Origin of the sequence: Terricaulis silvestris (genome assembly GCF_009792355.1) — a bacterium.
GTDB lineage: Bacteria > Pseudomonadota > Alphaproteobacteria > Caulobacterales > Aquidulcibacteraceae > Vitreimonas > Vitreimonas silvestris.
In genome coordinates, this window is record NZ_CP047045.1 from 3,118,769 (window position 1) to 3,144,095 (window position 25,327).

General features: G+C 64.5%; 30 protein-coding genes. 14 read left to right on the plus strand and 16 right to left on the minus strand.

Features of this window, described 5'->3' with window-relative positions:
- Positions 1 to 152 precede the first annotated feature (152 nt).
- Positions 153 to 1,004: a lipoprotein N-acyltransferase Lnb domain-containing protein gene (locus tag DSM104635_RS15935; RefSeq protein WP_158767159.1), complete on the minus strand. Its 852-nt coding sequence runs from the start codon at positions 1,002 to 1,004 to the stop codon at positions 153 to 155.
- A gap of 138 nt (positions 1,005 to 1,142) precedes the next feature.
- Between DSM104635_RS15935 and DSM104635_RS15940 the strand changes: the two genes are divergently transcribed.
- Positions 1,143 to 1,805 (plus strand): peroxiredoxin, encoded by a 663-nt coding sequence (locus tag DSM104635_RS15940; protein ID WP_158767160.1) that lies wholly within the window; start codon positions 1,143 to 1,145, stop codon positions 1,803 to 1,805.
- 85 nt (positions 1,806 to 1,890) lie between these two features.
- Complete coding sequence (locus DSM104635_RS15945; RefSeq protein WP_158767161.1) at positions 1,891 to 2,931, plus strand: MBL fold metallo-hydrolase; 1,041 nt, start codon at positions 1,891 to 1,893, stop codon at positions 2,929 to 2,931.
- Here DSM104635_RS15945 and DSM104635_RS15950 read toward each other — a convergent pair.
- Together DSM104635_RS15950 and DSM104635_RS15955 are read right to left on the minus strand one after the other, a co-directional pair.
- Positions 2,922 to 3,194: a GNAT family N-acetyltransferase gene (locus DSM104635_RS15950; protein WP_158767162.1), complete on the minus strand. Its 273-nt coding sequence runs from the start codon at positions 3,192 to 3,194 to the stop codon at positions 2,922 to 2,924. The genes DSM104635_RS15945 and DSM104635_RS15950 overlap by 10 nt on opposite strands.
- The gene (locus DSM104635_RS15955) at positions 3,191 to 3,577 is read right to left on the minus strand and encodes a VOC family protein (RefSeq protein ID WP_158767163.1); all 387 of its coding nucleotides are present in this window, start codon (positions 3,575 to 3,577) and stop codon (positions 3,191 to 3,193) included. Before DSM104635_RS15955 ends, DSM104635_RS15950 begins: the two co-directional genes overlap by 4 nt.
- Before the next feature lie 27 nt (positions 3,578 to 3,604).
- Here DSM104635_RS15955 and DSM104635_RS15960 point away from each other — a divergent pair, with 27 nt between their 5' ends.
- The 4 genes from DSM104635_RS15960 to DSM104635_RS20100 all read left to right on the plus strand — a co-directional run bounded on the left by DSM104635_RS15960 (position 3,605) and on the right by DSM104635_RS20100 (position 6,935).
- Positions 3,605 to 4,429, plus strand: a complete 825-nt coding sequence (locus DSM104635_RS15960; protein WP_158767164.1) for a 23S rRNA (adenine(2030)-N(6))-methyltransferase RlmJ — start codon at positions 3,605 to 3,607, stop codon at positions 4,427 to 4,429.
- Between the two features lie 462 nt (positions 4,430 to 4,891).
- On the plus strand, positions 4,892 to 5,323 hold the full coding sequence (locus DSM104635_RS15965; protein ID WP_158767165.1) for a response regulator: 432 nt from the start codon (positions 4,892 to 4,894) through the stop codon (positions 5,321 to 5,323).
- 24 nt (positions 5,324 to 5,347) lie between these two features.
- Positions 5,348 to 5,965 carry a VUT family protein gene (locus tag DSM104635_RS15970; RefSeq protein WP_228445724.1) on the plus strand — a complete coding sequence of 206 codons (618 nt, stop codon included), beginning with the start codon at positions 5,348 to 5,350 and terminating at the stop codon, positions 5,963 to 5,965.
- 211 nt (positions 5,966 to 6,176) lie between these two features.
- Positions 6,177 to 6,935 (plus strand): cold-shock protein, encoded by a 759-nt coding sequence (locus DSM104635_RS20100; RefSeq protein ID WP_158767166.1) that lies wholly within the window; start codon positions 6,177 to 6,179, stop codon positions 6,933 to 6,935.
- A gap of 116 nt (positions 6,936 to 7,051) precedes the next feature.
- Here the strand turns inward: DSM104635_RS20100 and DSM104635_RS15980 are convergent, their stop codons facing one another.
- Both DSM104635_RS15980 and DSM104635_RS15985 read right to left on the minus strand, forming a co-directional pair.
- A complete protein-coding gene (locus DSM104635_RS15980) occupies positions 7,052 to 8,089 on the minus strand; it encodes an SRPBCC family protein (protein ID WP_158767167.1) in 1,038 nt (345 codons plus the stop codon).
- 236 nt (positions 8,090 to 8,325) lie between these two features.
- Complete coding sequence (locus tag DSM104635_RS15985) at positions 8,326 to 8,697, minus strand: chorismate mutase (protein ID WP_158767168.1); 372 nt, start codon at positions 8,695 to 8,697, stop codon at positions 8,326 to 8,328.
- A gap of 119 nt (positions 8,698 to 8,816) precedes the next feature.
- On the opposite strand from DSM104635_RS15985, the gene uvrC reads away from it, so the two are divergent.
- Together uvrC and pgsA are read left to right on the plus strand one after the other, a co-directional pair.
- Positions 8,817 to 10,928 carry an excinuclease ABC subunit UvrC gene (gene uvrC / locus DSM104635_RS15990; protein ID WP_158767169.1) on the plus strand — a complete coding sequence of 704 codons (2,112 nt, stop codon included), beginning with the start codon at positions 8,817 to 8,819 and terminating at the stop codon, positions 10,926 to 10,928.
- 31 nt (positions 10,929 to 10,959) lie between these two features.
- Positions 10,960 to 11,547, plus strand: coding sequence for a CDP-diacylglycerol--glycerol-3-phosphate 3-phosphatidyltransferase (gene pgsA / locus DSM104635_RS15995; RefSeq protein WP_158767170.1), 588 nt, complete (start codon positions 10,960 to 10,962; stop codon positions 11,545 to 11,547).
- Between the two features lie 152 nt (positions 11,548 to 11,699).
- Here pgsA and DSM104635_RS16000 read toward each other — a convergent pair whose 3' ends face one another.
- The gene (locus tag DSM104635_RS16000; RefSeq protein WP_158767171.1) at positions 11,700 to 12,074 is read right to left on the minus strand and encodes a VOC family protein; all 375 of its coding nucleotides are present in this window, start codon (positions 12,072 to 12,074) and stop codon (positions 11,700 to 11,702) included.
- 83 nt (positions 12,075 to 12,157) lie between these two features.
- Here DSM104635_RS16000 and DSM104635_RS16005 point away from each other — a divergent pair, with 83 nt between their 5' ends.
- Positions 12,158 to 12,352: a hypothetical protein gene (locus DSM104635_RS16005; RefSeq protein ID WP_158767172.1), complete on the plus strand. Its 195-nt coding sequence runs from the start codon at positions 12,158 to 12,160 to the stop codon at positions 12,350 to 12,352.
- Positions 12,353 to 12,408: 56 nt separating this feature from the next.
- Here DSM104635_RS16005 and ftsH read toward each other — a convergent pair whose 3' ends face one another.
- The 10 genes from ftsH to DSM104635_RS16055 form a co-directional block, all read right to left on the minus strand.
- Positions 12,409 to 14,343, minus strand: coding sequence for an ATP-dependent zinc metalloprotease FtsH (ftsH, locus tag DSM104635_RS16010; RefSeq protein ID WP_158767173.1), 1,935 nt, complete (start codon positions 14,341 to 14,343; stop codon positions 12,409 to 12,411).
- Between the two features lie 162 nt (positions 14,344 to 14,505).
- Positions 14,506 to 15,702, minus strand: a complete 1,197-nt coding sequence (gene tilS / locus DSM104635_RS16015; RefSeq protein WP_158767174.1) for a tRNA lysidine(34) synthetase TilS — start codon at positions 15,700 to 15,702, stop codon at positions 14,506 to 14,508.
- Positions 15,703 to 15,711: 9 nt separating this feature from the next.
- Positions 15,712 to 16,560: a tol-pal system protein YbgF gene (gene ybgF / locus DSM104635_RS16020; protein ID WP_158767175.1), complete on the minus strand. Its 849-nt coding sequence runs from the start codon at positions 16,558 to 16,560 to the stop codon at positions 15,712 to 15,714.
- A gap of 42 nt (positions 16,561 to 16,602) precedes the next feature.
- Entirely contained in the window at positions 16,603 to 17,103 is a 501-nt protein-coding gene (gene pal / locus DSM104635_RS16025) for a peptidoglycan-associated lipoprotein Pal (RefSeq protein ID WP_158767176.1), read from the minus strand.
- 108 nt (positions 17,104 to 17,211) lie between these two features.
- The gene (gene tolB, locus DSM104635_RS16030) at positions 17,212 to 18,537 is read right to left on the minus strand and encodes a Tol-Pal system beta propeller repeat protein TolB (protein WP_228446071.1); all 1,326 of its coding nucleotides are present in this window, start codon (positions 18,535 to 18,537) and stop codon (positions 17,212 to 17,214) included.
- A 19-nt stretch (positions 18,538 to 18,556) separates the two neighbouring features.
- Positions 18,557 to 19,276: a cell envelope integrity protein TolA gene (gene tolA / locus DSM104635_RS16035; RefSeq protein WP_158767177.1), complete on the minus strand. Its 720-nt coding sequence runs from the start codon at positions 19,274 to 19,276 to the stop codon at positions 18,557 to 18,559.
- A gap of 4 nt (positions 19,277 to 19,280) precedes the next feature.
- A complete protein-coding gene (locus tag DSM104635_RS16040; RefSeq protein WP_158767178.1) occupies positions 19,281 to 19,757 on the minus strand; it encodes an ExbD/TolR family protein in 477 nt (158 codons plus the stop codon).
- Entirely contained in the window at positions 19,757 to 20,443 is a 687-nt protein-coding gene (gene tolQ / locus DSM104635_RS16045) for a protein TolQ (protein ID WP_158767179.1), read from the minus strand. Before tolQ ends, DSM104635_RS16040 begins: the two co-directional genes overlap by 1 nt.
- Positions 20,444 to 20,680: 237 nt before the next feature.
- Entirely contained in the window at positions 20,681 to 21,139 is a 459-nt protein-coding gene (gene ybgC / locus DSM104635_RS16050) for a tol-pal system-associated acyl-CoA thioesterase (protein WP_323368330.1), read from the minus strand.
- Positions 21,140 to 21,141: 2 nt separating this feature from the next.
- Complete coding sequence (locus tag DSM104635_RS16055; RefSeq protein ID WP_158767180.1) at positions 21,142 to 22,473, minus strand: FAD/NAD(P)-binding protein; 1,332 nt, start codon at positions 22,471 to 22,473, stop codon at positions 21,142 to 21,144.
- Positions 22,474 to 22,631: 158 nt separating this feature from the next.
- On the opposite strand from DSM104635_RS16055, the gene DSM104635_RS16060 reads away from it, so the two are divergent.
- Genes DSM104635_RS16060 through DSM104635_RS16080 form a run of 5 tightly spaced genes read left to right on the plus strand, consistent with a single transcriptional unit; the run spans position 22,632 to position 25,245 of the window.
- Complete coding sequence (locus tag DSM104635_RS16060) at positions 22,632 to 22,973, plus strand: ArsR/SmtB family transcription factor (RefSeq protein WP_158767181.1); 342 nt, start codon at positions 22,632 to 22,634, stop codon at positions 22,971 to 22,973.
- Entirely contained in the window at positions 22,963 to 23,436 is a 474-nt protein-coding gene (locus DSM104635_RS16065; protein WP_158767182.1) for an SRPBCC family protein, read from the plus strand. The genes DSM104635_RS16060 and DSM104635_RS16065 overlap by 11 nt, the downstream gene beginning before the upstream one ends.
- Complete coding sequence (locus tag DSM104635_RS16070; RefSeq protein WP_158767183.1) at positions 23,433 to 23,900, plus strand: SRPBCC family protein; 468 nt, start codon at positions 23,433 to 23,435, stop codon at positions 23,898 to 23,900. Before DSM104635_RS16065 ends, DSM104635_RS16070 begins: the two co-directional genes overlap by 4 nt.
- Positions 23,897 to 24,358 (plus strand): SRPBCC family protein, encoded by a 462-nt coding sequence (locus tag DSM104635_RS16075; RefSeq protein WP_158767184.1) that lies wholly within the window; start codon positions 23,897 to 23,899, stop codon positions 24,356 to 24,358. Before DSM104635_RS16070 ends, DSM104635_RS16075 begins: the two co-directional genes overlap by 4 nt.
- Entirely contained in the window at positions 24,355 to 25,245 is an 891-nt protein-coding gene (locus DSM104635_RS16080; protein WP_158767185.1) for a DUF4198 domain-containing protein, read from the plus strand. The genes DSM104635_RS16075 and DSM104635_RS16080 overlap by 4 nt, the downstream gene beginning before the upstream one ends.
- The last annotated feature ends 82 nt before the right edge of the window (positions 25,246 to 25,327 follow it).

Consider the following 25,327-nt stretch of genomic DNA (forward strand, 5'->3'; position numbering starts at 1 on the left):
CCATTCCCGGATTGGCGCGCAGCGCCAACTCCGGGACCCATTGACTCAGGCGCGTCGACGAAAGGCTCGGCTCGGTCCGCGCATCTCTTGAGAAGCTAGGGTCAATGGGTCCCGGGTTCTCGGCTGCGCCGAGCCCCGGGAATGGGTGGCGGTTACTGCTCGAATCGCCGGCGCAACTCGGCAAGCAACTCCGCATCGAACACCTGCGGCGGCGCTTGGTTCAGAGACTGAACGAACGTCGTCACGTCGGAACGCCGATGCGCGTCGTCGAAGCTTTCGCCCGGAATGACGCCCCGGCGGAAGAGATACTCATCAGAGCGGCCGGTGAGAATATAAGCCGGCGCCCAGCTGAACCCGGCAGCCTTCGCCAGCTCATTGGTGCAGTTCGAGACCACCGTGTTGTAGTAGCGCGGCTGCGTTTCCAAGGACTCGGTGCGGTGGAGCAAGTTCGCCAGCAGCATGCGGTTTTGCGCATCGGTGATCGCCACCGGATACACGAACACCTCGTGATCCAGCATCACCGCGCGCCTGATCAACAGATCACGCGCTGACGCCCAGATGTAAGTGAGCTCGAACGCGTTGAACTGCCCGCGCAGCGCATCGTACTCCTCGCCCTCTTCGCGCCGTGCTTCGATGGTGAGCCCAAGCAGCCGATCGCCCTCAAACTCAAACAGCAACAACGTGTGAGCTGCGAGCTGCGAGCCCGGCTGCGGTTCGATCATGAACCAGACATTGCGCAGCTGGTCGAAGCGATAGGAGGCTTCGGTGTATGTAGTCGCGGTTTCGCGGCCCCAGTCGTAGCTCCAATCGCTTACCGGCGTGACCGCGAAGTCGTCAGTGTTGATTGTGACGTCAGTCGTGTGGCTGAGGTACGGATACCAATTCCGGTCCTCGCGCGGCGGCGTGAATATCGGCGCGAACGAGCCGAGCACCAGGATCAGCGCGATGCAGGCGATCGCCGGGCGCAACGGATTGGCGCCGAACCACGAGACGATGCGCTTCAAGGTCAACCTCCGCCGCCAACATCCGTTGCCTCGCGCGATTTGCTCCCCATCTCAAGAGCCCAAGCGCGCGCACGGCTTTTCCTAGCGGCGCCCGCGTCGCCGTGCTATCGGGCCGCTTGGCCCGCAAAGGAGACCTCCATGGCTCTGCGCATCAATGACAAAGCTCCCGACTTCGAAGCCGAGACCACCCAAGGCCGCATCAAATTCCACGATTGGATCGGCGACAGCTACGCCATCCTGTTCTCGCACCCGAAAGATTTCACGCCGGTCTGCACCACCGAGCTCGGCTATCTCGCCAAGCTTGAGCCGGAATTCGCCAAGCGCAACGTGAAGGTGATGGGCTTGTCGGTTGACCCCGTTACCGATCACGAACGCTGGCGCGGCGATATCAAGGAAGTCACGGGCGGCGACGTGCAGTATCCGATGATCGGCGACAGCCATCTCAACGTCGCCAAGCTCTACGATATGCTGCCGGGCGATGCCGGCGATACGAGCGTGGGCCGCACAGCCGCCACCAACGCAACGGTGCGCACCGTCTTCATCATCGGCCCGGACAAGCTGATCAAGGCGACACTGCAATACCCGATGTCGTCCGGCCGCAACTTTGATGAAGTGTTGCGCCTGGTGGATTCGATCCAGCTCACCGCCAAGCACAAGGTGGCGACGCCGGTGAATTGGAAGAACGGCGAGGACGTCATCATTGTGCCGGCAGTGTCGGACGACGAAGCCAAGACGCGGTTCCCCGAAGGCTGGACCACGGTGAAGCCGTACCTCCGCATCGTGCCGCAACCGAAGGGCTAATGCTGCGCTGCAACCGCCCCGCCCTGGGCGGCAGCGGTTGCGCGAGCGCTGCGAAAGTAGGACTCTCCCCTCTAAGGAGACGTCCATGATTTTCGAGCAAGTCGCCAATGGCGGCTGCCAATCGTACCTGATCGGCTGCAGCGAAGCCTGCGTCGGCGCGCTGATCGATCCGGAAGTGCGCAAGATCGACCGCTATCGGGCTCTCGCGGCCCAACACGGCGTGCGCATCCAGTACATCATCGACACCCACACCCACGCCGATCACTTCAGCGCCTCAAAGCAGCTCAGCGAAATCCTCGACGTGCCGGTGATCGCGCATCGTTTGTCGCCGGCGCCTTATGTCGATCTTCGGATCGACGAAGGCGATGTGATCAAGGTCGGCAATATTCGGCTCACCGTGCTGCACACCCCGGGACACACGCGCGACTCCATGAGCCTGGTCGCTAGCGACCGCGTCTTCACCGGCGACGCCTTGCTGATTGGCGCCACCGGCCGCACTGATCTGCCGACGGGCGACCCCGAGCAGCTCTATGACTCGCTCTTCAACAAGCTGCTGAAGCTCAGCCCCGATCTCCGCATCTATCCGGCGCACGTGTACAAGGGCAGCACCTGCTCTACGATCGAAGAAGAGCTCCGCTCCAACCCACGGCTGCAAAAGCGCGACCGCGGCGAGTTCGTCGAGATGATGCGCACCCTCTCGCTCTCTATGCCGGAGCATTTGACGGAAGCGCTGCGCGTGAACATGAGCGGCGGCGTTAGTGTCGCGCAGCTTTTGAGCGAGGCCGCCGCCGAAGTCCCGTTCATGTCGATGGAGGAAGTGAAGAGCCGCGTCGAAGCCGGCGCCAACGATTTCATCGTGCTCGACGTGCGCGAACGCGATGCGTTCGACGCGGCGCACATCCCGAGCGCCAAACATCTACCGCGCGGCCAATTGGAGCTTCGTGTCAACGAAGCCCTACCCGATCCGACATTGCGGATCGTCACCTATTGCGAGGTCGGCAAAATCTCGACCCTCGCGGCCGCCACGTTGCGGCGGATGGGCTTCACCCGCGCCGTCGCGCTCGATGGCGGCATGAAAGCGTGGAAGGAAAAAGGCTACCAGACCGAGGCCACGCCTCAGGCCTGAACGTCAGCCGTGTCTGGGTGCCTACGGAAGTACGCCACGGCGAAGGCGCAGCTGGCGCGCAACTTCCGGCTCGTGCCACGTGCTTCGGACACCACTTCCGCCATCAGCTTGGACGCATAGCCGCGCCCCCGCGCCACCACCGGTGTCTCCACGTGCATGATCACCCGAACGCCGCCAATGTCGCGATAGTCGGCCCACGACATGCCTTCAGGCGCGTCGAGCTCGTAGCGGTGGCGTTCAATATTGTCGCGCAACGCGTTCATGTTTGCTCCGGCGTCGGCTTCGGCTCCCACAACTCGATCTTGCGGCCTTCGAGATCGATGATGTGGGCGAAACGCCCATAGGACTCTTCTTGTTGCTTCACCGGCCAGACGCCGGCCTCCTTAGCGCGGGCGAGCATGCCGTCCATGTCGTCGACGATCAGGTTGAACATGAACTCCTTCTCGGACGGTTTGAAATAATCGGAGTCGGCGCTGAAGGCGCTGAACACAGTTCCAGAGCCGGGCTTGTCCTTGACCATGTCGGGAGTGAAAAACATGCCCCAATCGCTGATCTCAAGGCCAAGCACGCGGGCGTACCATTCGCGCAGCGCGGCGGCGTCCTGAGTCTTGAAGAAGATGCCGCCGACGCCGAGGACCTTGGCCATTCGCTTCACTCCCGCTAAGCGCTGCTCGTGAACTACCGCCACGCCTTCCACGCCGGCAACCATGCCGATGTCCTGAAGCACGCCGTGCTGTTGTACTGTTTGGATGCGCTGAAGCGCAAACCCGCGCCGTTCGCGGTGTTGGATACCCATGCGGGGCGCGGCCTCTATGATCTGCAGGGCGCCGAAGCGGCGCGCAGCCCCGAATGGCAGGACGGCGTGGCGCGGCTGTGGGACTGGCGCGATCCGCCGCCGCTCGTCGCGCGCTATCTGGACGCCGTGCGCGGCTTCAATGCCGACGGCGCGCTGCGCACGTATCCCGGCTCGCCGGCGCTGGTGACCACCAACCTCCGCGACGAGGACGTGCTGATCGCGTGCGAACTCCATCCGGAAGAACACGCAATGCTCCGCCGTGCGCTGCCGCGCGTCGGAAACGTACAGGTCCACGAGCGCGATGGCTGGCAAGCCTTGAACGCGCTGCTGCCGCCGCCGCAACGCCGCGGACTGGTGTTGATCGATCCGCCGTACGAAGCGCCGGACGAACTGGCGCAAGCTGCGCGCGCTCTCGGGCCGTCGCTGAGGCGGTTCGGCCACGGCATGTATCTGTGGTGGCGGCCGCTAAAGAGCGAGAGCGCGCTCAACGCCGCCGACGCTGAAGCCCGCGCGCAAGGCGTCAAGGAAATGCTCCGCGCCGATTTGTGGGTCGCCGCGCCGACGCCGGAGGGACGGCTGGTTGGATCGAGCGTGTTGCTGATCAATCCGCCGTTCGGCCTGCGCGAAGCGCTGCAGGACGCGTTGCCGTTCCTGGCCGACGCGCTGACTAAGGGCCAAGGTGGCTGGCGATTAAGTTCCTAGAGTCATTCCAGACACGCGGAGCGTGATCTGGAATCCAGGGCCAACGACGGAGCGGTTGCCCTGGATTCCAGATCGGCCTCCGGCCGTCTGGAATGACTCTAGCTATTTCAACAACGGCTTCGGCCATTTGGAATTACAAATAAAAGGGCGCGGATTGCTCCGCGCCCTTCCCCCTTGCCACGAGCGTCGCCCTACCAGGCGACGATCATCGCGGCTTGGTTCACCGTCGCAAACGCGGCCGGCACGAACACCGCAACCGCTGCGATCAAACTGTAAAACCTCGACATGGCGTGCTCCCCGGCTCGAATTTCATCGCGTCGTTGCGATGCATGAAAGCTAGGCGCCCGCCCGTCGGCTCGCCGTGACATCTGTCACGCCGCCGTCAACTGCGGAGGAACCGCAGCGCGGCTGGAACCGCCCAGACCCTCTCCAGTTAATCCCGCTGGGAAGGGACGCCCATCAATGTCGCACGCCGCCGAGCACCGTGAGGACTGGCGACAGCCAATCGTGTTGGTTGTCGAAGACGAGCCGCTGATCCGGATGGCCATGGCCGCCGCTTTTCGCCGGGCCGGGCTCACCGTCATCGAGGCCTGCGACGCCGCGGAGGCGCTGGACATCGTCCACACCGGCGTCGAGCCAGATGCGCTGCTGACCGACATCCTCATGCCGGGACCGATCGATGGGCTTCGTCTAGCGGCGTTGCTGGAAGCCACGTTCCCAAGCATGGAGGTGTTTGTCTCTTCGGGCTACCTGTCCGGCTCCGACCTAAAGCTGCGCCTGAACTTCATCCCCAAGCCGACGGAGCCCGACGCGGTGGCGCGCGCAATCAAGTACGTCCTTATGCGCGGCAAACCAGAGGTTGGGCCGCAGCCGGACTGGCGCTTGCCTGACTAGCCTGGCCATGCGCATGAAGCGCGCATGACCTTCGATTCCGCGCTGGCCTTCCTGCAGCAGCCTCACATCGCCATCCCGATCGTGGCGGCGACGGTGCTTGTCATCTTCCTGATGAAGCGGCCTTGGACGGCGCTCTATGTTGGGTTGATGCCGCTGATCAACTGGGCGTTCGCCGGCATCGACACCATCGCGATCCCGGAAAACCTCGGCGGCGGCGCCTGGCATCCCTTCACCATCGTCACCGGCCTCGTACTGGTGGTGCGCGACTTTGCGCAGCGCGAGATCAAGCACTGGATTCTGGGCGCGATGGTCGTGGGGCTGGCGCTCTCGACGCTGACGGCGTGGCCGGTGATCGTGGTGGCGAGCGGCGTCGCCTTCCTGATCAGCGAAACGGCGGATTGGGCGGTCTACACCTTCACCAAGCGGCCACTCTCCCAGCGCATTTTGATCTCAAGCGCAGTCGGCGCGCCGATTGATCAGATCGCCTTCATCGGTTTGGCGTCTCTCGTCGTGCCCGGCATTTTCGCCTGGGGCACGATTCTGACAGGCATCATCTCAAAGCTGATCGGCGCCTACATCGTCTCCCGGATCGTGGCGCGCCAAGAGCGCAGGGCCGCGCAAATCGAGATGAATCCCGTGTAAACCCTTGATTTGCCGCTTGCGTGGGGGAAACCCCTCGCTCATAAGCGCAGGGTGAGAAGCTGGCGTGTTGCCAGCAAGTGGTGCGAAGTTCCGCGGCGTGCGGCAAGTTTTTGAATCCCCAGCAAAGCTGAAATTCGCGGTGACGTGCGTGCGCATAGGCGTGCGCGCGGCTTTTGGCGTTCGCCAAGAGCCATAATCAGGACAAGTGGAAATGAGTTTCGACGACGAAGAAGGCGACGACGACAAGACCGACGATCGCAAGAAGGACAAGCGCGCGGGACGCCGCGACAAGACAGCAGAACCCACGCCCGAGTTCGGCGGCGGTGACACCGGCGGCAGCAGCTTCGGCGGCGGCGGCGGTGGTTACGGCGGCGGCGGTGGCGGTGGCTACCGGGGCGGTGGCGGCGGCGGTGGTGACCGTGGCGGCGGCGGTGGCGGCTATGGCGGCGGCGGATATCGCGGCGGCGGTGGCGGCTTCGGCGGCGGCGGTGGTGATCGCGGCGGTGGCGGCGGCGGATATCGCGGCGGCGGCGGTGGTGGCGGCTACGGCGGCGGCGGTGGTGACCGTGGCGGCGGCGGCGGCGGATATCGCGGCGGCGGTGGCGGCGGCGGTTATGGCGGCGGCGGCGGCGGTGGCGGTGGCTATCGCGGCGGCGGTGGTGGCAGCGGTGGCGGCGGCGGATTCCGCAGCGGCCCGCGTGAAGGCGGCGGCGGCTTCGGCGGCGGCGATCGTCCTCCGCGTCAGCCTCTCGGTGATCCGCAGGACGGCGTTGTGAAGTTCTTCAACGGCGCGCGTGGCTTCGGCTTCATCACGCCGGACGGCGGCGGCGCCGACGTGTTCGTGCACGTCAGTGCCGTTGAGCGCGCCGGCCTGACGCAATTGGTCGAAGGCCAGCGCGTGAACTTCCAGACCCTGCCCGACACCAAGGGCAAGGGTCCGAAGGCTGTGAACCTGAAGGTCAACGACTAAGATCGGCAGTCGGCAGTCGGAAATCGGCAGTCGGATGACTCAAAAACGAACTCCCCGGGCGCAGGTCCGGGGAGTTTTTATTTCACGACTGCCGACTGCCGATTGCCGACTGCCGACTATTGCAGCGGCATGTAGATTTCGAGCCGCGTCGGCGTTGAGCCATCGACGGCGCCCTGGTTGTGTACGACTTCCCACGGCAGACCGTTCTCACGCATCGCAATCCGGTGGGCCTGCATGTAGGCGTTCATCTGCGCGTAGGCCGTGCGCACCTGGGCGCGTGAGCCTTCCACCAGCACATGCATGGCCTCACCCGATGGCGTCTGGCCGAGTTGCACGCCGACCACTGTGAGCGGCGTCGGCCCCGAGAACGGATAGCCGACGCGGAAGCTCATGCGGTTGGTGGCCTGATCGTATTCCGTGACGACGCGCACCAGCGGCCCTGCTTCAGTGAGCTGATACTCGCTCATGAAGCGGCGCACCTGTTCAAGCCCCATCGCCTCGGCGCGGTTCACTTCGGTCAGATCGACGGCGGAGGTTTCAACGACCGAGTAGACGAAGTTCTGCGGTTCGATGGTGTCGAACTGGGGCGAGAGGCCCTCGAAGTTCACGTTGGGCAATTGCTCGGTCAGTGTCTTCAGCCGGGTCAAGCCGCTTTCGAGCTCGGCGCCAACGGCGCCGCGCATGATCAAATTCATGTACCGGCACGGCACGTTCACCGCGCCTTCCGCGCAGTCAGCGGTCACGGTCCACGCCACCGACGTAGCGTTCTCACCCGGGCGCAGCGCGATCACGGAATTCAGCGTCGCGCGATCGCCCATTTCCAGGATTGACTGGACTTCTTCGTTCTCGCTGGAGCTGACGATCGACATCCGCCCACGGCCGACTTCGCGGACGTTGGAGATCCAGCGCATCGACTGGCCCTCGCCAGGATCGCCGTTGAAGGCGTAGTCGGCGTCAGGGTCGCGCGCGTAATACGGCGACCATTCCTTGGCGATCCTGAGATCGTTGATCATGGCGAACACCGAAGCGCGCGGGCGCTCGATCGAGGCAGTGCGGGTGACCTCAAGATTGTTCGGCAGCAGGAAGCGGCCAACGCCGTAGAGCACGCCCGTGATGAGCGCGACCACCAGCAATAGCCAAAGAAACCACCTCATGCGCCGCCCCTCGCGCCCAAGTTACGAATTGGCAGCGCGTCCAAGGCCTTATCATCGCAACGGAATCCGCGCCACGCGCCGCCATGCATGCTTGCAAGCGCGCTCCGGCCCTCGCGCCAAGCGCGAACCGTTAAGCGTTCGATTGTCATGCGTCACCCACCCCGGACGACGCCCCCTCAGATGGGTTTTGTTACCACAGGGAAATGTGGGCCGTCAGCCGGTTGCTGCAGTGCAACTCAGGTTTGACTGGCCTTACCCGGCGCCCGCAGCTCGTCCCAGACCTCGAATTCGTAGGCGATGCAGCGTTCCATCATCTCGCGCCAGACCGGCTCGGCGATGGCTTCAAAGGACAAGCCCTGGCGGGCGCATTCGGCCTTCACCTTGGCCAGCACGTCATTGATGCGCTTTTCGTCCCGGACCACGTTGCGGTCGGTTTTGATGCGGGCGGCGGCGTCCATGTAGCCTTGGCGGCGGGCGATCAGCGCGACCAGCATGCGGTCGATTTCGTCCACGCCCTGGCGGACGTCGGTCATGTCCCGGCAATCGTCCGGGTCCGGCGCTTGGAAGGTTTTGACGGCCTTCAGGGCCGCCGGGCGCGCGTCATCCATGCCCAAAGTTTGGGGGTGAGCGGGTGAACCGTCCAGGGGGCGCGGAGCCGCAGGGACATTCCGCCCTGGGATCGGACCAGGGCGGCCCCCATCTCAATGCGCTATCCTTTGAACGAACCATGACAGGCGCCGACAAACCCATCACGCCATCGCTGGAGCACCTGCCAGCGGAAGACGCGCCGCCGCCCGCGCTGAAAGGCATCGAGGCGCTGCGCGATGCGTGGAAGCGGCTGCCCATGAAGCCGGGCGTCTACCGCATGATCGGCGGCGACGGCGAGGTGCTCTATGTCGGCAAGGCCAAGAGCCTGAAGAACCGCGTCGGCCAGTACGCTCAAGGCCGCGGCCACACCAACGCGATCTACCGCATGATCCACCAGACCGTGTCGCTGGAAGTGATCGTCACCGCCACCGAGACAGAAGCGCTTCTGCTTGAGACCAACATGATCAAGCGGCTGCGGCCGCGCTACAACGTGTTGATGCGGGACGACAAGAGTTTCCCGTTCATCGCCATCCGCACCGACCACGCCATTCCCGCGCTGCAGAAGCATCGCGGAGCCAAGAGCTTCAAGGGCAAGTTCTACGGGCCGTTCGCGAGCGCCGGCGCCGTCAACCGCACGCTCAACACGCTGCAGAAAGCGTTCCTGCTGCGCTCGTGCTCGGACTCCACCTTCAGCGGCCGCACCCGCCCCTGCATGCTTTACCAGATCAAGCGCTGCTCGGCGCCATGCACCGGGCTGGTGAGCGATACGGAATATGCGGCGCTGGTGAAGGATAGCGCCGACTTCCTTGAAGGCCGCTCATCGCAGCTGCAAGAACGCCTCGCGTTGGAGATGCGTGACTCCTCCGACAAGCTGGAGTTCGAACACGCCGCGCGCTTGCGCAACCGCATCCGCGCGCTCGCCAGCGTCCGCGCCTCGCAAGGCATCAACCCGCACACCTTCCAGGAAGCCGACGTCTTTGCGCTCCACTGCGAAGGCGGACAATCCTGCGTGCAAGTCTTCTTCTTCCGCGCCGGCCAAAACTGGGGCAACCGCGCCTACTTCCCGCGCCACGGCGGCGAAGAGCAGCCCGCGGAAATTCTTTCGGCCTTCATCGCTCAATTCTACGACGACCGCGAACCGCCAAAGCTCGTCCTCTGCAACGTCGAGCCCACCGATCGCGAATTGATCGAAGAAGCGCTCTGCCTCCGCGCCGAATGCAAAGTCGAGATCCGCACGCCGGAGCGTGGCGAGAAGAAAGAGATTGTAGACGCCGCGTTGCTCAACGCGCGCGAAGCGTTGGGTCGGCGTATGGCCGAAACCGGTAGCGTCGCGAAATTGCTGGATGGCGTGGCGGAAGTGTTCGGCCTGGCGCAGCGGCCGGAGCGGATCGAGGTTTACGACAACTCCCATATCCAAGGCACGAATGCGTTGGGCGCAATGATCATCGCCGGCCCCGAGGGCTTCGTGAAGAACCAGTACCGCAAGTTCAACATGAAGGCGGAAGAGTTTCAGGGCGACGACTTCGCCATGATGAAAGCGATGATCCGCCGCAGGTTCGCGCGGATGTTGGCGGAGCGAGAAGAGACGCCGAACGAAACCTTCTCCCTTGCGGAGAAGGTGGCGAGCGACAGCGAGCCGGATGAGGGGCGTTCCAACGATCAGGCGCCTGACCAGTTGAACGCCCCTCACCCCCCAACCCCCTCTCCGCAAGGGAGAGGGGGAGCGATCAGCGACGGCGGTGTCGATTTCTCTAAGGAGCGCGACGAGCCGGAGCGCGACTCCAAGTTCGGCGCCTGGCCGGATCTCGTGCTGATCGATGGCGGCGACGGCCAGCTCAATGCTGCGCTGGAAGCGCTCGATGAGCTTGGCCTCAAAAACCGCATCACCATCGCCGGCATCGCCAAGGGCGTCGACCGCGACGCCGGCCGCGAGCGCTTTTTCATCCCCGGCAAGCCGGCGTTCCGGCTCGATGAGAAGAGCCCCGTGCTCTACTACCTGCAGCGCATGCGCGACGAAGCGCACCGCTTCGCCATCGGCGCCCATCGCGGCAAGCGCTCGGCCAACATCACCAAGAACCCGCTCGACGAAATCGGCGGCATCGGTCCTGCCCGCAAACGCGCGCTGCTGGATCGCTTCGGCTCCGCCCGCGGCGTCTCGCGCGCGGCTCTGGCGGAGCTGGAAGTAGTGGACGGCGTCAACAAAGAACTGGCAAAGCGCATCTATGACTTTTTCCACGACAACAAGCGCTGACGCCCCCGCGCGCAAAAGCGCGATTCCGGTGATGCTCACTGTCTTCCGCATCGCGATGTCACCGGCGATCGCGGCGCTGGTGCTGTGGGCCGCAAACGAGACCTATGCGGACCGCCTACTCGCCGGCTTCATTTACACGCTGTGCTTGCTCCTCTTCATCCTTGCGGCGCTGACCGATTGGCTTGACGGCTATCTCGCGCGAAAGCTCGACGCGGTAACGCCGCTCGGCGCAGCACTCGATCACAGCGCCGACAAAGTGCTGATCACCTGCGTGCTGGTCGCGCTCGCCTATGCCGCGCTGCCGTTGCCGCTGGTGGCGGCGTCGGTGATCATCCTCGGCCGTGACGTCGCCGTCGCCGGTTTGCGCGAAGGCATCGCGGCGCAGGGGAAGACGCTGCCGGTGAGTTCGCTTGGCAAATGGAAAGCCGCGGCCGAGATGGCCGGCGTCGGCGCTTTCCTCGCCTTTCAGGCAAGCGCGCTGTTGGCCTCGGCCATGAGCATGCCGGTGAGCGTTGTGCTGGGTTTGGATTGGGCCGCGCGCATCTTGCTGTGGAGCGCCGCGGTGTTGGCGTTGATCAGCAGCGCGCAATACGTGGCGACGCTGCTGAAGCGCGGTTAGTCCGGGCGCCCGAATTCAACGATGTTGAGCAGGAAGATCGCGGCGATGAAGACGCCGATGGCGATGAGAGCGGCCATGGAAAACCCCGAGATTCGATAACAAGTTGCCCCGGCTCTACCCGATCCGGCCGGACCCCGCCAAGGGGCGATGCGTCACACGTGCTGGACCACCGAGAGCAAATTCAGGTCAGGGTCGTGAAACCAGGCCACTTTTGTGCCGTCCGGGGCGGCCCAAATTCCGCGCGCGTCCTGCACGAAGAAGCCGTAACGGGCAAACACGACGCCCTTGGCGGTGAGGCCATCAACCGCCTTCTCGATGTCATCGACCTGGAACGCCAGCACCGCATACTGCGCCGGCATTACAGCCGGCACGCGCGACACGCGCACACGCGCGTTCTTGCCTTCGAACACCATCGCGTAGCTGTCGTCGGTGATGAACTTCAGCCCCAGCGTATCGGCGTAAAATGCCTTCGCCACTTCCGGTTTCATGGTGCCGACTAGAGCCGTAACCGTCGCTGATCCGAGCATGTGCGCCTCCGTGCGAGCGTGGCGTAGCACGGCCGTTAAGGTTGCTAAAGTGTTGGCGCCCGGTTTGCGTCAGCCGTCTCGCAATGAAGCGCGACCAGACCGACCGGCACGCGCTTTACGCTAACGGCGTCCGCCGCGACGCGTGGCGCGCTGAACTGCTGCACGAAGAGCTGGCCGAAAAGGCCGCCGCGCGGCGTGCGTCGGGGCGCATGCGCTGGGCGATCGCCGCCGGATTCGTGTTGGGCCTGGTCGGCAGCTACTTCACGCACCTCGCATAACAAAACCGCCGGCGTTGCCGCCGGCGGTTGATGCTTCCGAGCTTTAGGCGCGCAGTCTAAGCGCCCTGAGGCTGGGCTCCGCCCCATCCGCCTGGATGCGGTGCGGGCTGCTCGTCTTCATCCGTCACCGGCAACGCCGGCGTCGGCGCCGAAGGGACCTGCGGCGAGTCTTCCGGGCGATCGAGCTTTTCGCCCTTGATCACCTTGTTGATCTCCTCGCCGCTCAGCGTTTCGTATTCGAGCAGCGCTTCGGCCAGATACTTATGCTGGTCTGCTTGCTCGGTGAGGATGCGCCGGGCCTCGTCGTAGCCCTCTTCGACCAAGCGCTTCACTTCGGCGTCGATCTTCTTGGCGGTGTCGCTGGAGATCGCTTGCTGGCGGCCCATCTGCATGCCGAGGAACACTTCGTCATTGCCCTCGCCATAAGCGACGAGACCAAGAACGTCGGAGAAACCCCAACGTGTCACCATCATGCGCGCGAGGTTGGTCGCGGCGCTGATGTCGGACGATGCGCCTGATGTCACCTTGTCCTTGCCGAAGACGATCTCCTCGGCGACGCGCCCGCCCATCATCACCGCGAGACGCGACGTCATCTGCGTGAAGTTCATGGAATAGCGATCGCCTTCCGGCAGCTGCATCACCATGCCGAGCGCACGGCCGCGCGGGATGATCGTCGCCTTATGCACCGGATCGCTCTCTGGCGTGTAGAGCGCGACGATGGCGTGGCCAGCTTCGTGCCAAGCGGTGAGCTTCTTTTCGCTTTCGCTCATCACCAGCGAGCGCCGCTCGGCGCCCATCATGACCTTATCCTTCGCGTCCTCGAACTCCTTGTTCGTGACCACGCGCTTGCCGCGGCGCGCCGCGAGCAGCGCCGCTTCGTTGACGAGGTTGGCGAGATCGGCGCCGGAGAAGCCCGGCGTGCCGCGCGCGATCGTCTTCAGATCGACGCCCTGCGCCACCGGCACGTTGCGGGTGTGGACGCGCAAGATCTTTTCGCGGCCGCCGACATCGGGGTTCGGCACCACGATCTGGCGATCGAAACGGCCCGGACGCAGCAGCGCAGGATCGAGAACGTCGGGGCGGTTGGTCGCCGCGATCAGGATGATGCCTTCATTGGCTTCAAAGCCGTCCATCTCGACGAGCAATTGGTTGAGCGTCTGTTCGCGCTCATCGTTGCCGCCGCCGAGGCCGGCGCCACGGTGACGGCCGACCGCGTCGATTTCGTCGATGAAGATAATGCAGGGCGCGTTCTTCTTGGCTTGCTCGAACATGTCGCGGACGCGGCTGGCGCCGACGCCGACGAACATTTCGACGAAGTCCGAACCGGAGATCGAGAAGAACGGCACGTTGGCTTCGCCGGCGATGGCGCGCGCCAACAGCGTCTTACCCGTGCCCGGAGGGCCGACCAGCAGCGCGCCTTTCGGAATCTTGCCGCCGAGGCGTTGGAACTTGCCCGGGTCCTTCAGGAACTCGACGATCTCGCCCAGCTCTTCCTTGGCTTCATCGATACCGGCGACGTCATCGAACGTGATGCGGCCCTTGGCTTCGGTCAGCAGCTTGGCTTTCGACCGGCCAAAGCCCATCGCGCCGCGCCCGCCGCCCTGCATCTGGCGCATGAAAAAGAACCAAGCGCCGATCAGCAGCAGCATCGGCAGGATCGAGAGCAGGATATTGCCCAGGCTCGGATTGTTGTTCGGCCGCTCGGTTTTCACGTCGACGCCAGCCTGGTCGAGGCGATCGACCACGTTCGCCATCGTGCCTTGCGGCAAGTAGGTCACGAAGCGCTGCTTCTGGTCCGAGCCGATCGAGATCAGCGCGTCCGGCCGCGTGGTGACGCTGGAGATTTGCTTCTCCGCGACGCGGTCCATCAGTTGCGAATACGGCAGTTCCGTCGCGCCGCGCGCGGGATCGCTGCCGCCATTCATGGCCGTGAACAACACGACCAGAACGAGGGCGACGACGCCCCAGATAAGCAATGTGCGGATGTTCATGAACCGACCTTCTGGGCGCGCGCGAACGTCATGATCCGCGCGGAAACTCTTTGTTCAGCAAGATAGGGACACTGCCCGCCCCTGAACACCCCTTACTCTGCCACGGTGCAGGTCAAGGCGGGGTGAACGCGAGAGCTGAAAATTCACCAGGATTTCGCGGTGTTAATCACGTCCCAGCACGTGCTGGACGCGCTCTCTAAGCAACCAATGCGGCGACGCGACGGCCAGCACCGCACGTTCCTCACCGCGCGCTAACCAAGGCGCGCGGTTTTCGACGACCACAGACCAACCGGACTGCGGCGCCGTCAGCGCCAACCGGGCGTCCCAAACCGTCTCGACGCCAGCCGCCAAATGCAGCGGCGCGATGCCCGGAGTTCCATCTGCTCGCCCCTCCAACGCGCCGCGATCGCGAGAGAGGACGAGCGCGTCGCCGCGCCTGCGCAGTAGTGCGCCCGCCAACGTCGCGCCTGTGAATGAGCCGGCCTGCACAGCATCGTCGATCGCAGCGACATCGTCGGCATCTGGGCCGCGCGCGTGGCCGCCCGCAGCGGTGATCAGTACCTGAAGCGCGCGCTGACGCACCGGCGCGTCAGCGTCGGAAGGCGCGAGCGTGATCTCATTGTCCTCAAACATCGCGGACGCGGCAATCAGCGAAGACGCGCCTTCATCGATCTGCGCCATCACCGTTTGCAACCGCGCCGCCACCGCCGCCAACCGCATTGTATCGATGCCAGCGCCCTCTTGTTCCGCAAGAAAGACACGTGCACGAACGCGGGCGTAGATCTGGTTCTCGTTGGCGGGATCTTCGATCCAATTGAGCTGGTGCGTGCGCAAATAGTCGCGAACAACTCGCCGGCGCACCGAGAGCAGCGGTCGCGCCAGCCAAAGCCCACGCCCCTCTGGCCAGATCGGCATCGGCGCGAACGCACGCATTCCCGCAAGCCCACGCAAGCCAGAGTCGCGCTGCATCCGCATCAGCACCGTCTCGGCCTGATCGTCCTGCGTATGGCCGGTGACGATCACACGCGCCCCGCAGTTGCGCGCCGCAGCGCACAGCGCGCGATAGCGCGCAACGCGCGCCGCTTCGTGCGCACGGTTGGCGCCTTCGTTCCAATGGAGTTTTTCGATTTGCGCTGGCCGGTCCAAGAACTCGGCGATATCCGCCGCGCGCCGCGCGTCTTGGTCCGATCCCGCGCGCAGACCGTGATCCACGACAATCGCGCGCACGTCGCGATCGTGGAGCGTCTCCGCCAACAAGTCCAGAAGTGCTACGGAATCGCCGCCGCCTGAGAGCGCAACGAGGATCGGGCCGTCGCCCGCCTTCGCCGTCATCTGCTCGATCGTCAGCCGATCGAGCATGACGTCACATCAGGCTGCGCACTGCGCAGCACGCGCTTCGCGCGCCGCCAGATCGCGGATGTTGCGCGCTGCGTTGGGATAGCGCCGCACCAGGCTGCTGAATGCTTGGCAGGCTTGCGCGCGCTGTTCCATGCCGGCGAGCGCCATGCCAAGCCGCACCTGCGCTTCGGGCGCACGCGGGCCTTGTGGCGTGTCTCGCAGATACTGGACGAAATTCGCGGCGGCATCCTGATAGTTATTGCGCGCCAGCTGCGTGAAGGCGAACCAGAACCGCGCATCCGCCGCCGTCGGGGCTTGCGGGTAGCGCTGTAAAAAATCCTCGAACGCGACTTCGGCCTCGGCGTAGTTGCCGTCGACCAGCAATTCACGGGCGCGGCTATAGGCGTCGGCCGGGTCCATCACCGGCGTCGCCGTGTCTGTGGTGCTGGCTGACATTGAGCCCAGCGTGCCAGTGGCGGCGCGCTGCGCGCCGGTCAGTTCCGAGGGCGCGGCCTCGGCCGAACCGCCTGAGCGTTGCGTCGGCGCGGGCGTTGCGCCATCCGCCGGAGCAGGCGCCGTCAGCCCTTCTTGCAGCGAGCGGTTCACGCCCACCGCTTCGTCAACCAGGCCCTGAAGCCGGTTCACATTGCGGTTGGCTTCGTTGAGCTGGCGCTGCAGCTGTTCGTTACGGGCCTCCGCCTCGCGGAGCTGGGTCTCCAGCTCCTCGATCCGGTCCTGCCGGGCGTCAGCCGTGCTGGATACCGCGGGCGGCGGCAGCCGCGTTTGCGCCGCTGCCGGCAGGGCAAAAAGAAGCCCGGCCGCGGCGATGATCGCCGCGAGCCGGGCCGTTCTCGAAAATGGCGCCGAATGATCCGTCATAAGCTCACACCTAGTACGGGCGCTCGGGCCAAATTTGGGCGCTTACGAGGTCGTGCCGCTGACGATGTTGGAGTGTGCGTTTCTGTTCACACTCCAGGCTTCCTCGTTCGAGCGGGGGTCGAGCGGGCGTTCCTTGCCGTAGGACACCGTCTCAAGCCGGGCGGCCGGGACGCCGAGCGACACCAGATAGTCGCGCGCGGCGGCCGCGCGGCGGGCGCCGAGGGCCAAGTTGTACTCGCGGGTGCCGCGTTCGTCGGCGTTGCCGGCGACCAGCAGGCGCACGTTCGGATACTGACGGAGCCAAGCGGCCTGACGCTCAAGCACCTGGCGCGCTTCCGGCGTCAGATCGAAACGGTCGTAGCCAAAGAAAACGCGGTCACCGACGGAGACGCGGAAGTCTTCAACCGAACCCGGCGTCGGGCCGGACGGTTGCGAAGGTTGCGACGGTTGCGAAGGCGCATCCGGCGTCGGGGTAGGCTCAGGACGGCTGGCGCACGCGGACAGCGCACCCACAGCGGCAAGAGCGATCAGGACATTACGCATTGGCTCAAAACTCCCTCAAGCGACGTACGCTTTCGGCAACGGGAAATCCCCACCCGTGCTGAATGCTATAATTACCGACGTGGTTCCTACCGTACAATCGTGTTCCCTTCACGGCAGCAAAGGCGACCAGGCGGGGTCGGAAGCGTCGGTTTGCGTTGGAATCTGACGCAAATTTCGCCCCGTAAGGTCAACAGACCATAACCGCGCGCCGGTGCCGCGACCTTCGCGGAAGAACATAATCACGCGCCCATTAGGCGACCACGTTGGCGCTTCGTCGAGATAGCTCTCGGTTAAGATGCGTTCACCAGAACCATCGGGGCGCATCACGCCGATCGCGAACGCACCGCCGGATTGGCGCGTAAACGCAATCAAATCACCGCGCGGCGACCACACTGGGGTTGAGTAACGCCCTTCGCCGAAGCTGACGCGGCGCTGCCCCGAACCATCGGCGTTCATCACATAAAGCTGCGGAGAACCGCCGCGGTCTGAGTTGAACACGATCTGCGAGCCATCCGGCGAGTATGACGGTGATGTGTCGATCGCGGCGTGGTTGGTCAGCCTTTGGCGTCCGCGCGAACGCAGATCCATCGCGTAGATTTCGCTATTGCCGTTCATATCGAGCGTGAACACCACGCGCGAGCCATCCGGCGCGAACCGCGGCGCAAACGTCATGCCCGGGAAATCGCCCAGCACTTCGCGGCGATTGGTTTCGAGATTGTACAAGAACACGCGCGGCGCGCCGGTCTCGAAGCTCATGTAGGTGATCATTTGCGTCGAGGGCGAGAAGCGCGGCGTCAACACCATGGCGTCGGCGCTGGTGAGGAAGAACGGATTGGCCCCGTCCTGGTCCATGATCATCAGCCGCTTGATGCGGCGCGTGCGCGGGCCGGACTCCGAGACGAACACGATACGCGTATCGAAATAACCGCGCTCGCCGGTGAGCTGTTCGTAGATCTGATCCGAGATGCGGTGCGCGATGCGGCGCCAATTGTCCGGTGTCGTCGCGTACTGAAAGCCGGTCATGGATTCCTGAGCCAGCACGTCCCAGAGCCGGAACTCGATGCGGATCCGCCCGTCCGGCAGCGGCGTCACTTGGCCAACCACCAGAGCTTGCGCGTCGATCACCCGCCAATCGGAGAAGCGCGGCGGCACTTCCATTGCCGTGATGCGCTCGATGAAAGCGGCGGGCTCAATTGGACGGAAGAGCCCCGAGCGATCCAGATTGGCGCGGATCACGCCCGCGACGTCACGGCCGACTTGCTGCGCCGGTCCACTGCCGCCGATAAAATCGGTGACCGCGATCGGCATCGGGTTCAGGTGGCCCTGATTGATGTCGACGTGCACACGGCCGATCGGCTGCGACGTGTCCTGCGCGAACGCTGGCGCTGAGATACAAAGCGCGGCCGCGACCAGCGCGAGGGCGATCATTCTGATGGAGCGCATGGGCATTTCCTCAAGACGGCTGATTTAGCCCGAAAGTGAATTCCAGCTCGTCCCACGCGTCGTAACGCGAGCCAACGACCGGGTCTTCCGGGAAAAAAGTGAAATCGCAAGAGCGCACGGCGCGCAGGGCATTCTCCACGGCGGCGCGCATCGGCGCGTCGAACGTATAATTTGTCGGCCGAATAACGCGCGGCTGGCCGCGCAAGTTGCCGTTGCGGTCGAGATCGAATTCCAAAGTGACGTTGAGCCGCTCCGGGTCCGGCAAATCCGACGGCATGCGCCAGCAGCGCATCATGGCGCGCCGGTTGAGCGCCGTGACGCGATCGCGAATGGCGACGGTGTCGCCTGTGCCGGCGCCCGCGCCGGGCCGGGTGGTGTCGGCGGTTTCGCCGGTCTCCTGACGTCTGCCGCGATCTTTGTCGTAGTTTCTGAGAAGGTCTTCAAAAGAGTCCCGAGCCTGGTCTGGACGCTGGCGCGGCGGCGTCGGCGTGGGAACTGGCCTCGGCGCAGGCACGGCCTCGCTGATTTCATCGGCCTGCTCTTCGCCCTCGACCTCAACTTGTTCGGCAAGCGCACGCACGTTCGACTCGAGCGAGACGTCGACGATCTCGACCGGAACGACGATGCCCTGCCCCGCGGATGGCAACGATGAACTCGCTTCCCAGGCCAGCAGGGTCATCATCACTGCGCCGACGTGGCCGATGATCGAAACGATGACGCCGGGGCGCATGGCGTCACGGGCTCGCGGCTTGAGGCGGCGGACGCGGCGGGCCGTCGTTGGTGTCGGTCACGAGCTGCAGCTTGGTGAAGCCCGACGAACTCACATTCGCCAACACCTGGGCCATGGTGTCCCACTGCGTGCGCGCGTCGCCGCGAATGTAGATGGCGCGGTCGTAGCCTTCGTGGGAAATGGCCCGCAGACGTGGCACCAATTCTTCCAACGTGACCCGCGTTTCCTGCAGGAAGATCGTGCCATCGTCTTGGATCGTGATCGCGAGCGGTTCGGTCTCCGCGGCCGATTGCTTGGCTTCAGTGCGCGGCAGCTCGATCGGGATCGACACCGTCAGCAGCGGCGCCGTTACCATGAACACGATGAGCAGCACCAGCATCACGTCCACGAACGGGGTGACGTTGATCTCTGAAAGACGTGACCGCCGCGCCGACCTGCGTCCGCGCCCGTGCCGCGACGAGGCGGTGATCCCGCCGGCCATCAGGGTCGCTCGCTGAGGCGGCGCGAGAGTCGTGCCGCGACTTCATCGCTGAAGGTATCGAGCCGATCACCAAAGCGATCGAGGTCGCCGGTGAACTTGTTGTAGAAGATGACGGCCGGAATGGCGGCGACGAGGCCGAGCGCTGTCGCGAACAGCGCTTCCGCGATGCCGGGCGCCACAACGGCCAAATTTGTTTGCTGCTGCGAGGCGATGTCGGTGAAGGCGTTCATGATGCCCCACACGGTGCCAAACAGTCCGATGAACGGCGACGAAGCGCCCACCGTCGCCAGCACGCCGAGATTGCGCGATGCGCGCCCCATCTCGCGCGACACTTGCGCGGCCATCAGGCGATCGACGCGATCCAGCATCAGCTGCGCGTTTTCGCCGGCGACGCCAACGCGGCGCGCCTCGCGCCACTCGCGCGCGGCGGCGGCGTAAACGCGGCTCAGCGCATCGCGCGGCCGATCGCTGCGGTCCTCCATTTCGTCCAGAGAACGCCCCGACCAAAACTCGCGCTCAAACTTGCGCGCGTGCTGTTCGAGGTCTCCGAACTGGAGCCATTTGTCGACCGCGACCGCCCATGACCAGATCGAGGCCACGGCCAAGATAAGCATCACGATTTTCACGATCGGGTCGGCGGTCAGGAAGAGTGACCAGACCGTGATCTGTTCTGCGCCGGATTCCATGCTCGCTCCCGCTATCGCGGCCTTCTGATTCTCAGCCGCGCCCCTCAGCGTCCGGATTCGAAGTTCGCCCGGCGCTTGGATCACCCCTCCGAGGCGAACTTCGAATCCATAAGGACGCTGAGCAAACCTAAAGTGCTTTAGTGCGGCTTATGAACCTGAAATTCGCTCCCGAGACCTCCATCACGACCGGGCGAATTTCAGGTTCGCCGCACTAGCGTGTAGAGCCGGATGAGTTTGTCAAAAGCTGGACGTGGAGCCGCCTAAGAATGGTTTAAGCCGCTCCAAAAGCATGGCTGGCGGCTTTCTGGGCCGGCCCGTGAGCGAGATGCAACAAACCGTCACCTTGGCCTTCACCAAGATTTCGCCTCCCCGCTCAAGCTGTTGGCCAATGAAGATGCGCGGACCTTTGGTTGTTTCGAAGGTGGTTTTGACCAAAAGCGCATCGTCGATCCGCGCCGCCTTGAGGAACTCGAGATGCATCTCGTTGACCGCAAACCCCAGCGGTTCGGCGCCCGCCAGCAACTCACTGTGGTGGACGCCGGCGACACGAAGAAAATCGCTCCGCCCGCGCTCGAAGAAGCGCAGATAATTGGCGTGATAGACGACGCCGGTGAAGTCGGTGTCTTCGTAATAGACGCGCGCCGGCAGCACATGCACGCGTCCATCGAACCGCCCCGCGCTTGGCGCATCGCTCATGCTCAAGCCTCCGGCGCCAGCATCATCGCAATCGCCGCGGCGCGCACGCGAATTTCCGGCACCGCTGTAGATTCCCAAAACGCGCCCTGCGTGATCGGTCCAATCGCGAACAGATTGTCCTGAATAGCGCCCTCCGCAGAGAGCACGCGACCATCGGGATCGACGTCGAAGCCCAGCCCGTTCGGATGCGCCCGCGCCACGCCTTCATCGAGCAGCTGGCGCACGAACGGATCGACAGAGAGCCAGGGGTCGAGCGCTGCGCCTGTGCAATTGACGATGCCGACGACATCGAACTTGTGCCGCACAAAGCTGCCGCGTTGGCGGTGCTGCAGGTGGAACACGCGCCCCTCCTGTTCCACTGAACTGATCTCGCCCGCCAGCACTTTAAGTCGTCCCGCCGCCTGCAATTCCGCAACCCGCGACGCGGCTTCCGGCGCCGCGCGATGGCGGTGCACGTCCCACCACACCCGCAAATGCCGCAAAAACCGCAGCTGCGCGTCCAGCGGCAAACGCTGCCAAAGCTCGGGCGAGCGCGCGCGTAGCCGATCGATTGAAAACTGCCACGGCTCACCGCGCTTTACGCGTTCGCGCTGATCGCGGCGAAATTCATGCAATGCTTCGCTGAGCGGGATCGGCAGATCCAAGGCCGCAGGCGTCGCTGGCGCAGGGCTGCTCAAGTGCCCGCGCGGCGCGAGCCCACGCCGCGACAGTGCGAAGATTAGACCCTTGCGCCGGCGCCTGCCCAACGACACCGCGACGTCCACCATGGTGAGACCAGCGCCAAGCAACAGCACATCGCCAGGCGGTAACCGCGCCAACGCCACGCTGTCCCACGGATCGATCAGCGGCACGCCGTTTTGTTCGAAGATGGTCGGCGCCGTCGGCGGTGGATTGCCCGTCGCTATCACGACGGCCTCTGCTTCGATGCTCTTGCCGGACCCCAGCGCCAGCACCCAGCGCTCACCGTTCCGGCGACATGCAATCACGCTGTCGCGTACGCGCGTCAGCCTGGGTCCGAACCATCCGCTCGAAGCACGGCGCAGCACCTGCTCGATGTATTTGCCGAACCGCGTACGCGGCATAAAGCGCGTCGGGTCGCCGCCGATCCAGCGCGCGAAGTGTTCGGGCTTGTCTGCGAAGGCGCCGAGGTTGGAGGCGCGCACATTAAGCAGATGGCCGGGATCGCTGCCGCCGTAGGCAAGCCCCGGACCAAAGCGTTGGCGCCGCTCGATCAGCACCACGTCGGGCGCCGCTTGGCCGCGCTTCAGCAGATTGGCGGCCAGGGCCGCACCACTGAATCCCGCGCCGACAATGGCTATACGCCGGCGCTTCATTCGTTGTCGCTGGTCCCGACCGGGCGCATCGCGCTCCTCCTGCTGCCGCCATTCTGCCCCACGCAACGTCCACTTCCCCATCCAATCCCGCATGGCTTGCGGGCCGTCCCGGGACCACACCTTGACAGGCAACCATTTGGTTGCATATTATCCCCTCAGTGGCTCACGCAGAGGACGAGGCAGACACAAACGTTTTCCGGGCCCTGGCCGATCCCACCCGGCGCGCCCTCTTGGACGCATTGTTCGCCGCCAACGGGCAGACGCTCAGCGATCTCACCGTCGGCATGTCGATGACGCGCCAAGCGGTGACCAAGCACTTGGCCATCCTGGAAGGCGCAAATCTCGTGGCGACCATCCGTAGAGGCCGCGAGAAACTGCACTACCTCAACCCCGTGCCCATCCATGAGATCGGCGATCGCTGGATCTCCAAATTCGACCGCGCGCGCCTCACCGCGCTCAGCGATCTGAAAAAGGCGTTGGAGAACGAGGATGACGAGTGACGACTACGAGATTCCGCCTGACGTCGTGTACGTCACTTACATCAAGACGACGCCACAGCGGGTGTGGGATGCGCTGACGCGCGGCGAGGAAACGCAACGCTACTTCTTCGGCTTCCGCATCGAGAGCGAATGGCGCGTCGGCGCGCGATGGGCGTTCTACGGCGATGAAGGCGTGCATGATGAAGGCGAAGTGCTGGAGTGCGACCCGCCGCGGCGGCTGAAGATCAGCTGGCGCGTTGTCGCGTTCGAAGATGCACGCGACCTGCCGCCCGCCTTCATTACCTACGACATCGAGACCGCTGGCGAAGCGGTGAAGCTTACCATGACACAGCATCAACCCGGGGCAATTCCACGCAAGTACATCGAGGGCGGCAAGCAAGGCTGGGCGATGATCCTCTCTTCGCTAAAGACCCTGCTTGAGACGGGGCAAGCGCTCAATATCAGCATGGAGCCTCCACAATGACTGCACCGATCGTCAAAGCTGAAATGCTGATCCGCAAGCCGCCGGCCGAGGTGTTCAACGCCTTCGCCGATCCGGCCGTCACCACCAAATTCTGGTTCACGAAATCGAGCGGCAAGCTCGAAGCCGGCAAGCGCGTGCGCTGGGAATGGGAAATGTACGGCGTCGGCGACGATGCCGACGTGAAAGAGATCGAGCCCAACAAGCGCATCGTGTTCGAGTGGTCGTTTCCGAAATCGAACATGGTCGAGATGATGTTCGCGCCGCACGCCAAGGGCACGCTCGTGACCATCACAAATTCCGGCCTACGCGGCGCAGATGTCATCGCGGAAGCGCTCGATCTCACCCAGGGCTGGAATCTCGTTCTCGCCGCGGCGAAAGCTTGGCTTGAACTCCGCGCCGATCTCGACATCGTCGCCGATTCCGGCGCCGACCATATTGTCCCAAGCTGGGAAGGACGCAGATGACCAAGCCCGAATTCGTCTACGTCATCTACATCGAGGCGCCGCAACAGCGCGTCTGGGACGCGCTCACCACGGGCGAGGACACCGTCCACTTCTGGTCGCGCTATGTGCAATCGGATTGGCAGCCCGGCGCCCGCGTCGAATTCCTGCGCGCAGACAAATCCAAACTCAGCCACGATGGCGAAGTGCTGGAAATCGACCCGCCCAACCGCCTGGTCATGACGTTCGACGTCAGCGCAGAAGGCATGCGCGAACCGCCCTCTCGCGTGACCTACGAGCTTAGCCACCAGCACGGCGCCACCAAGCTCACTGTCACACACGACCAATTCCCGCCCGACAGCCAAGTGCTGCCAGCGATTTCCGGCGGCTGGCCGCAAATCCTCTCCAGCATGAAGTCCTACCTCGAACGCGGCGCGGCCATGGGCATTACCGACGCGATGCGCAAAGCGCGCGGCGAATGACGAATGCGGGATTGCGGCGGGCGGACCTTGCCAACGCCGTAATCCCGGTGTTCCTTGCGGCGATGAAAATGCGCTTGCTGGCAGCTGCCCTGATCACCGCGCTCGCCGCTCCAGCGGCCGCGCACACCTCTTACCTCAAGCCGAACCAGTTTTGGTCAAACGGCATCGTGCGGTTCGAAGGCGCCTACGCCACCACCTTCTTCACGCCCGAGATCGGCCTCTCCGCGAACTTCGCCGTGGTACAGCCCAACGGCGCGGACGGCTTCTACGACCAGGTCGAAGTCACCGGCCAAGCCGCGATGCTCCGCAGCACGCTGCACGACTACGGCACCTACCGTTTCACGACGGGCGAGCAGGTCGGCGCGGTCTCGAACCTCGTCGGCATCGACGGCGGCTGGCGCCCGGCCGTGCCCGGCGAGCTGCTGCCGCCGGAAACACCAACGACGACGCTGCAATCGGTGACGCTCGCTGAAACCTACGTCACCCGCGGCGGCCCAACGCGCGGCGCTGTCGACCGCAACATCGGCCGCCTTTCCATTCGCCCGGTAACGCACCCGAACCAGATTCTCGTGAACCAGCCGTTCCAAGTGCAGATCCTGTTCGACGGCCAACCGCTCGCGAACACCGCGCTGGTCGTCTACGCCTCTGGTGAACCGGAAACCGATCTCGATCGCTTCTCGCCCACCGACGCCAGCGGCACCGCCACCGTCACCTTGGATCAGTCCGGCCAATACATGCTGGCCGCCCGTCACCGCGCCACCGCGCCCGCCGGCGCCGCCGCCGCGATCCAGAGCTACACCACGACGCTCACGTTCGATGTCATGACGACCATGCCGGCGATCGAAGAACCGCCGGTGCAAGAACGTCCACGTCGCCGCCGGTTCTGAGCGCCGAACTCCAGCACCAACGGCCCCTCAGCGAGAGGGGCCGTTGTCGTTAGGGCTGGTCCTGACGCGCTGAGTGCATACA